The sequence below is a fragment of the Conyzicola sp. genome, assembly GCF_057073975.1.
The window spans coordinates 1-7,455 of record NZ_JBXMIS010000119.1 but is presented as its reverse complement, the minus strand read 5'-3'; the positions used below and the strand labels follow the sequence as shown (position 1 = coordinate 7,455).

Annotated in this window: 5 protein-coding genes; 1 reads left to right on the top strand and 4 read right to left on the bottom strand. The window is 67.7% G+C overall.

What is annotated here, in order from left to right:
- Positions 1 to 36 precede the first annotated feature (36 nt).
- The 4 genes from AC14A7_RS10955 to glgX all read right to left on the bottom strand — a co-directional run bounded on the left by AC14A7_RS10955 (position 37) and on the right by glgX (position 6,783).
- Positions 37 to 594 (bottom strand): YceI family protein, encoded by a 558-nt coding sequence (locus tag AC14A7_RS10955; protein ID WP_484008955.1) that lies wholly within the window; start codon positions 592 to 594, stop codon positions 37 to 39.
- A 74-nt stretch (positions 595 to 668) separates the two neighbouring features.
- Entirely contained in the window at positions 669 to 2,312 is a 1,644-nt protein-coding gene (treZ, locus tag AC14A7_RS10950) for a malto-oligosyltrehalose trehalohydrolase (RefSeq protein WP_484008953.1), read from the bottom strand.
- A complete protein-coding gene (gene treY, locus AC14A7_RS10945) occupies positions 2,309 to 4,579 on the bottom strand; it encodes a malto-oligosyltrehalose synthase (protein ID WP_484008951.1) in 2,271 nt (756 codons plus the stop codon). Before treY ends, treZ begins: the two co-directional genes overlap by 4 nt.
- Positions 4,579 to 6,783 (bottom strand): glycogen debranching protein GlgX, encoded by a 2,205-nt coding sequence (glgX, locus tag AC14A7_RS10940; protein ID WP_484008949.1) that lies wholly within the window; start codon positions 6,781 to 6,783, stop codon positions 4,579 to 4,581. Before glgX ends, treY begins: the two co-directional genes overlap by 1 nt.
- 80 nt (positions 6,784 to 6,863) lie before the next feature.
- Here glgX and AC14A7_RS10935 point away from each other — a divergent pair, with 80 nt between their 5' ends.
- The gene (locus AC14A7_RS10935; protein WP_484008947.1) at positions 6,864 to 7,355 is read left to right on the top strand and encodes a DUF1697 domain-containing protein; all 492 of its coding nucleotides are present in this window, start codon (positions 6,864 to 6,866) and stop codon (positions 7,353 to 7,355) included.
- Positions 7,356 to 7,455 lie beyond the last annotated feature (100 nt).

Here is a 7,455-nt window from a genome sequence, read left to right as displayed (position 1 = left end):
TTGACCGTCAGGGTCGACCCTCTCGACGGCTGCTGTCTACTTCTGCAGTACGACCTGAGCCTCGATGGAGATGGTCACGTCGTCGCCAAGGGTGAGTCCGCCGCCCTCGATGGCCGCGTTCCAGTTGACGCCGAAGTCCTTGCGGTTGATCTTCGTGGTGGCCGAGGCGCCCGCCTTGGTCTGGCCGTATCCGTCGGTGATGATGCCGCCGAACTCGCCCTTCAGAGTGACGGGCTTGGTGACACCGCGCAGCGTCAGGTCGCCGTCGAGCAGGAACTCGTCGCCGTCCTGGCGAACGCCGGTGGAGACGAAGGTCATGGTCGGAAACTGGTCGACGGCGAAGAAGTCGCTCGTGCGGAGGTGGTTGTCGCGCTGCTCCTGGTTGGTGTTCACCGAGGCGACCTCGATGGTCGCGGTGAGGGTGGAGTCTTCTGGGTTCTCACCCGTGACGACCGTGACGTCGAACTTCTCGAAGGTGCCGCGCACCTTGCTGATGGCGAGGTGGCGAACGGAGAACGAGACCTCCGAGTGGGCTGGATCCAGGGTCCACGTGCCTGCGACGTAGCCGGGGATCGTTTCGGTGGTGATGCTCATTGTTCGTGCTCCTGACGCAATTGGTTGACGCGACAACTTCTGTCGCACTCAATGCAAGTGCATGGAGCCAGTGACTATTCCCGATCCGATCGAAGAATCACGACGGAGTGCCCTTCGAGCGCATGGCCGCTCGCGAACAGCACCTCGCCTGGCGGCAGCGGCAGCGGCGCGACACCGAAGTTGGCGAGGATGCTGAGGCTGCCGCAGTCGAGCCGAAAGAAGCCCGTCTCGTCGTCGAACTGCGCAGAGAGCGACTCGAAGGTCGCGGTGCGAAGGTCGGGTTGCGCGCGCCTCAGGGCGATCAGCTCGCGGTACACCGCCAGAATGCGGGCGTGCCGACCGGTGGGGAGCTCACTCCAGTCGAGCTTCGACCGCGCGAAGGTGGCCGGGCTCTGGGGGTCGGGAACGACATCCGGATCCCACCCCATGCGCTCGAACTCGGCAAGGCGGCCGCGGGAAACGGCTTCTCCGAGCTCTGGCTCCGGGTGAGAGGTGAAGAACTGCCACGGGGTGCTCGCGGCCCACTCCTCACCCATGAAGAGCATCGGGGTGAACGGCCCGGCGAGCGTGAGTGCCGCGGCGATGGCGAGCTGGCCGTCGTCGAGGGATGCCGCCAGCCGGTCGCCCGCAGCGCGGTTGCCGATCTGGTCGTGATCCTGCGAGAACGCCACCAGCCTCCACGTCGGTGTCTGATCGGGGATGGGGCGGCCGTGGTCTCTGCCGCGGAACGACGAGTGCGTTCCATCGTGGAAGAAGCCGCGCGTCGCCGCCTTGGCCAGAGCGCCGAGGGACGCGAAGTCGGCGTAGTACCCACTCGTCTCCCCGGTGAGGGCCACGTGCAGGGCGTGGTGGTAGTCGTCGCTCCACTGGGCGGTCATGCCGAGCGCGGTGGGGTCGATCATCGCCGGGTCGTTGAGGTCGGACTCCGCGATGAGGCACAGCGGGCGGCCGAGCTCTGTGCTGAGCGCCGCCGTGTCGTCGGCGAGCTCGCGAAGGATCGACGGATCGGTGAGGGCGTGCACGGCGTCGAGGCGCAGGCCGTCGACGTGGAAGTCGCGCATCCACATCGCCGCGTTGTCGCGAATAAAGGCGCGCACCTCCGGCTCGGCGAGGTTGACCGCGTCGCCCCAGGAGTTGGAGCCGGAAGCGAGATACGGACCGAAGCGGGGCAGGTAGTTGCCGCTTGGCCCCAGGTGGTTGTAGACGACATCCTGGATGACGGCGAGACCGCGCGCGTGGCACGCGTCGACGAAGCGACGGTAGGCCGCCGGCCCCCCGTAGCTGTGCTGCACCGCGAACCACAGCACCCCGTCGTAACCCCAGTTGTGCTCACCGTTGAACGCATTGACCGGCAGCAGCTCGACGAAGTCGATGCCGAGCTCGGCGAGGTGGTCGAGGCGCTCGATTGCCGAGTCGAGCGTGCCCTCGGCAGTGAAGGTGCCGATATGCAGCTCGTAGACGACGCCGCCGGCCAGCTCCCTTCCCTGCCACGGGCTCCACTCGAACTCGTCGTCGACGGTCGCGCTGAGGCCGTGCACGCCGTCGGGCTGCCAGCGCGATCGTGGGTCGGGCAGCACCGTCGGGTCGTCATCGACGAGGAAGCCGTAGCGACGCGGTTCGGCCTGCGCCGTCCACCACTCGCCCTGTCGCGCCATCGGCAGGTGCTCGCCGTCTGCGACGAGGGTCACTGACGTCGCGACTGGAGCCCAGACCCTCACGGCACCTGCGCGAGCAGCGCGACCGGGTAGGTCTCGAGCAGCTCGCCGACCGAGAGGCTGCCGCCCTCGTACTCGCGGCCGGTCAGCACATCGACGACGGGGCGGCCGGGCAGCAGCACGGCGGTGTCTCGCCACCCGATGCGTTCGAGGGAGACGGGCAGGCGGGTGGCAACCGTCACGGCACCACCGCGGTCGAAGGCGAGCACGTGGCTGGCCGCTGAGCCAACGGCAGGCAGCGGTGCGTACCGCGTGAAGAGCTCAGGGCGGTCGCGTCGCAGCCGAAGCGCCCGGCTGGTGACGAGAAGCTTCGCCGCGCCGCTCGCGTCGACGGGTGGGTGAGCACCGGCGTCGATCGCGGCGAGCAGCAGCTGGCGCTCGTCGAAGTCGATCTCACGCCGGTTGTCTGGATCGACGAGGCTCGTCTCCCAGAGCTCGCTGCCCTGGTAGACATCGGGCACGCCGGGCGCGGTGAGCTGGATGAGCTTGGCAGAGAGGGAGTTCGACCATCCGGCCTGGGAGATCGAGTCCACGAAGCCGGAGAGCGACCTGGCCACCCGCTCGTTGTCGAAGGCGGCGTCGACGGCCGCGTGCATCCGCGATTCGAACTCGGCGTTCGGCGCCGTCCAGGTCGTCGAGGTTCCCGCCTCGCGCGCCGCCTTCTCCGCGTAGGCGTGCAGGCGCTCGCGGGAGATCGGCCATGCGCCGATGGTCGACTCCCACAGGATGTTCTCGAACGGCCCGTCGCCGATGGGGGCGAGCTCGCGCAGCTCCGACAGGGTCGCCGACCACCGCTCTGGCAGCTCGCTGAGCACCGCGATGCGGGCGCGGGTGTCCTCTCCGCGCTTGGTGTCGTGCGTCGAGAGGGTCGTCTGCGAGGCGGGAAAGCTGCCATGGCGCACGATCTGGCGGCGGTGGAACTCCTCGACGTCGATCGAGAACTCCGCGGGGTCCGCGCCGACCTCGTTGAGCGAGGCAAGGCGGCTGTAGCGGTAGTAGGCGGTGTCCTCCACACCCTTGGCCATCACCATCCCGCTCGTCTGCTGGAACCGCAGAGCGGCTGGATGCGTCGGGTCGGCCAGCAGGGAGACGACGTAGGCGATCGTGTCGGTCAGCTCTGGGCGGTGCCGGGTTGCGAGCTCTGCGGCCGTCTCGAGGTGCTCGCTGCCGGCGGGAAGGTAGGAGCGGTAGACCGGGAAGCACGCGAGCAGCTCGGCGATCGCATCGAGCGTCTGGTCGTCGGTGCTGCCGATCTCGCGGCCGAGTCGCCGAACCTCGGAGCCCAGAATGCCGTCGGCGATCGCGCGCTTGGTGCCGTGGATGAGCGTCGGCCAGTCGAGAGCCTGTCCGTTCTCGCGAAGCGAGGAGTCGAGGTCGCTGAGCGTCGCACGACCACCCGCGTCGACGAGCACGCGGTCGACGTCGGCCAGCGCGTCGTACCCCGTGGTGCCGGCCGCTGCCCACCAGGCGGGAAGCTGCTCCTCGCCCTCGAGGATCTTCTCGATGAGCACGTAGGCGTTGTCGGTCGTGACGGCGAGCTGGTCGAGGTAGCCGCCGGGGTCGAGGAGGCCGTCGGGGTGGTCGACCCGGAGGCCGTCGACGAGGCCCTCCTCGAACCAGCGCCGGATCTCGGCGTGAGACTTCGCGTAGACCCACGGCACCTCGACGCGGATGGCGGCGAGCGAGTTGACCGCGAAGAAGCGCCGATAGGTGAGGTCGGTGTCGGCCCGCGACCAGTGGATGAGCTCGTAGTGCTGCCGCGCGTGCACCTCGTCTGCGGTGCCGCCCCCGGTGCCCTCCGCGATGGGGAAGCGGTGGTCGAAGTACACGAGCTCGTCGCCCTCGACCCGCAGCACGGGGTCGTCGCCGAGCACCGGAATCGTCAGTCTGCCGGCGTCCCAGTCGATGTCGAATGCCTCGGCAAACTCCGACCCCCGTCCGCGAAGCAGCACGTCCCACCACCAGGCATTGTGCTTCGGCACCGCGACGCCCATGTGGTTGGGAACGATGTCGACGAGGATGCCGAGCCCCTCCGCGCGGGCGGCGGCAGAGAAGGCCGCGAGCCCCTCGACGCCGCCGCGCACGGGGTCGACGGTCGAGTGGTCGACCACGTCGTAGCCGTGGTCGCTTCCGGTCTCTGCCACGAGGATGGGGGAGAGGTAGGCCCAGTCGACGCCGAGCTCGTGCAGATAGCTCGTGACGAACGCCGCGTGATGGAGCGTGAAGTCCTCGCGCAGCTGCAGTCGGTAGGTGGAGGCGGGTACTGCCATTAGACGTCCATGAGGTTCGCATTGGGGTTGTCGGCCGTCGAGGTCGTGAGCACGGTGAGAGACGACGCCACGGTGTTGTCCATGTCGATCTCCTCGTCTGCTCGATGCGCGCGCAGCACGACGAGCGACTTCGCCTGAACGGGAATCACCGAGCCCTGTTCGCGCAGCTCGGAGTTGGCGATCTCGCCGGCCGTATCGACGACGATCTCCCAGCGGGGGGAGTGCTCGACGGAGGGAAGCGTGCAGTCGATTGCCTCGTCACCCGCGTTGAAGTAGACGAGGAAGCTGCGGTCGACGATGCGCTCGCCGCGGGGGTCGCGACCGGCGATGCCCTGGCCGTTGAGGTAGATGCCGATGAGGCGACCGAGCGATGCGTCCCAGTTCTCCTCTGCCATCTCCGCGCCCTGCTCGGTGAGCCAGGCGATGTCGGGCAGGGGCTCGCCGGCACCTCGCCTGACCGGGCGGCCGTCGAAGAACCGGCTGCGGCGGAAGGTCGGGTGCTCCTTGCGCAGCCGGCTGACGGCCGCGGTGAAGTCGACGAGCGCCTGGTCGGCGTTCGCCCAGTCGATCCAGCTGAGCTCGCTGTCCTGGGCATAGGTGTTGTTGTTGCCCTGCTGGGTGCGCCCGAGCTCGTCGCCGTGCAGGATCATCGGAACACCCTGGCTGAGCAGGAGGGTCGCGAGGAAGTTGCGCTGCTGTCGAGCCCGGATGACGTTGACAGCCGGGTCGTCGGTCGGCCCCTCGACGCCGGAGTTCCACGACCGGTTATGGGACTCCCCGTCGTTGTTGTTCTCGCCGTTGGCCTCGTTGTGCTTCTCGTTGTAGCTCACCAGGTCGCGAAGGGTGAAGCCGTCGTGCGCGGTGAAGAAGTTGATGCTCGCGACCGGGCGTCGCCCGGAGTGCTCGTAGAGGTCGGCGGAGCCGGTGATGCGCGAGGCGAACTCGCCGAGCGTGGATGGCTCTCCCCGCCAGAAATCGCGGACGGTGTCGCGGTACTTGCCGTTCCACTCCGTCCACTGCGGAGGGAAGTTGCCGACCTGGTAGCCACCGGGGCCGATGTCCCACGGCTCGGCGATGAGCTTCACCTGGCTGACGATCGGATCCTGCTGCACGAGCTCGAAGAACGCGCTGAGGCGGTCGACGTCGTAGAACTCGCGGGCGAGGGTCGATGCGAGGTCGAAGCGGAACCCGTCGACGTGCATCTCGGTCACCCAGTAGCGCAGCGAGTCCATGATGAGCTGGAGCGAGTGCGGGTTGCCGACGTTGAGCGAGTTGCCGGTGCCGGTGTAGTCCATGTAGTACTTGGCGTCATCCTCGACGACGCGGTAGTACGCGAGGTTGTCGATGCCGCGCATGCTCAGGGTCGGGCCGAGGTGGTTTCCCTCTGCCGTGTGGTTGTAGACCACATCGAGGATCACCTCGATGCCCGCCTCGTGCAGAGCGCGCACCATCCCCTTGAACTCCTGCACCTGCTGGCCGAGCTGGCCCGTCGCGGAGTAGTCGTTGTGCGGCGCGAAGAAGCCGATCGTGTTGTAGCCCCAGTAGTTGCTGAGGCCCTTCTCCTGCAGTGTGGAGTCATTGACGAACTGGTGCACCGGCATGAGCTCGATGGCGGTCACGCCGAGCTTCTGGAGGTGCTCGATGATCGCCGGGTGGGCGACGCCGCTGTAGGTGCCGCGCTGCACCTCTGGAATCCCGGGGTGCAGCTGGGTGAGCCCCTTCACGTGCGCCTCGTAGATGAGCGACTGGGCGTAGGGAATCCGTGGATGCCGGTCACCCGCCCAGTCGAAGAACGGGTTGATGACGACGCCGAGCATCATGTGCGGGGCGGAGTCGTCGTCGTTGCGCGAGTCCTCATCGCCGAAGTTGTAGGAGAACAGCGCCTGGTCCCAGTCGATGACGCCGCAGGTGGCCTTCGCGTACGGGTCGAGCAGCAGCTTGTTCGGATTGGCGCGGAGTCCCTTCTCCGGGTTCCACTCGCCATGCACCCGGTAGCCGTAGCGCTGCCCCGGCTGGATCTGCGGAAGGTAGGCGTGCCACACGTAGGCGTCGACCTCGGTCAGCTCGACCTTCGTCTCCGTGCCGTCCTCGTCGAACAGGCAGAGCTCGACGCGCTCCGCCGCCTCACTGAAGAGGGCGAAGTTGGTGCCGTTCCCATCAAAGGTCGCGCCGAGCGGGTATGCGGATCCAGGCCAGGTGTGCAATCGATCTCCCTTACGTATCTGGGGTGTCACCCTACCGATCGGGCCTGAACGTTCCCGAAGGCTTGACTATCGTTGGGTGCATGCGTCATGTCGCCCTCCTCCGCGGCATCAACGTCGGCACGTCCACCCGGTTGCCGATGGCCGACCTCCGCGCGATCGTCGAATCCGCTGGCGGCAGCGACGTCGCCACCTACCTGCAGAGCGGCAATGTCGTCTACACCGGTGAACTGGATGCCGCTGCCCTCGAGGCCGCGATACCGGTGAAGACCCGCGTGCTCATCCTGACCGCCGCCGAGTTTCGCGCCATCGCAGCGGAGAATCCGCTGCTCGACGTCGTCACCGACCCATCGCGCGGTGTCGTCACGTTCTTCGACACGGTGCCGCCGATCGAGATCCCCGATGGTCTCGAGCCGGAGGCTGCGGTGCTCGGCCCCCGCGCCCTCTACCAGTGGTGCCCCGACGGCATCTCCAAGTCGAAGCTGCCACCCGCGTTCTACCGTTCTCTCGGCCCTGTCGCGACCGCCCGCAATCTGCGCACGGTCGAGGCGCTGCTGGGGATGCTCGACGCGTAGGTTTGAGGCATGGAGCAGCCAACCGACGTCATCGACAGCCGCGAGCCCTGGGTCAAGAAGCAGATCGACGAGTACGTCGCGACCGACGGGGAGCGCCCGC

Excerpts from the sequence above, each read along its gene's own strand:
- AC14A7_RS10955 (WP_484008955.1), bottom strand. The coding sequence starts at position 594 with ATGAGCATCACCACCGAAACGATCCCCGGCTACGTCGCAGGCACGTGG.
- treY (WP_484008951.1), bottom strand. The coding sequence starts at position 4,579 with ATGGCAGTACCCGCCTCCACCTACCGACTGCAGCTGCGCGAGGACTTC.
- AC14A7_RS10935 (WP_484008947.1), top strand. The coding sequence starts at position 6,864 with ATGCGTCATGTCGCCCTCCTCCGCGGCATCAACGTCGGCACGTCCACC.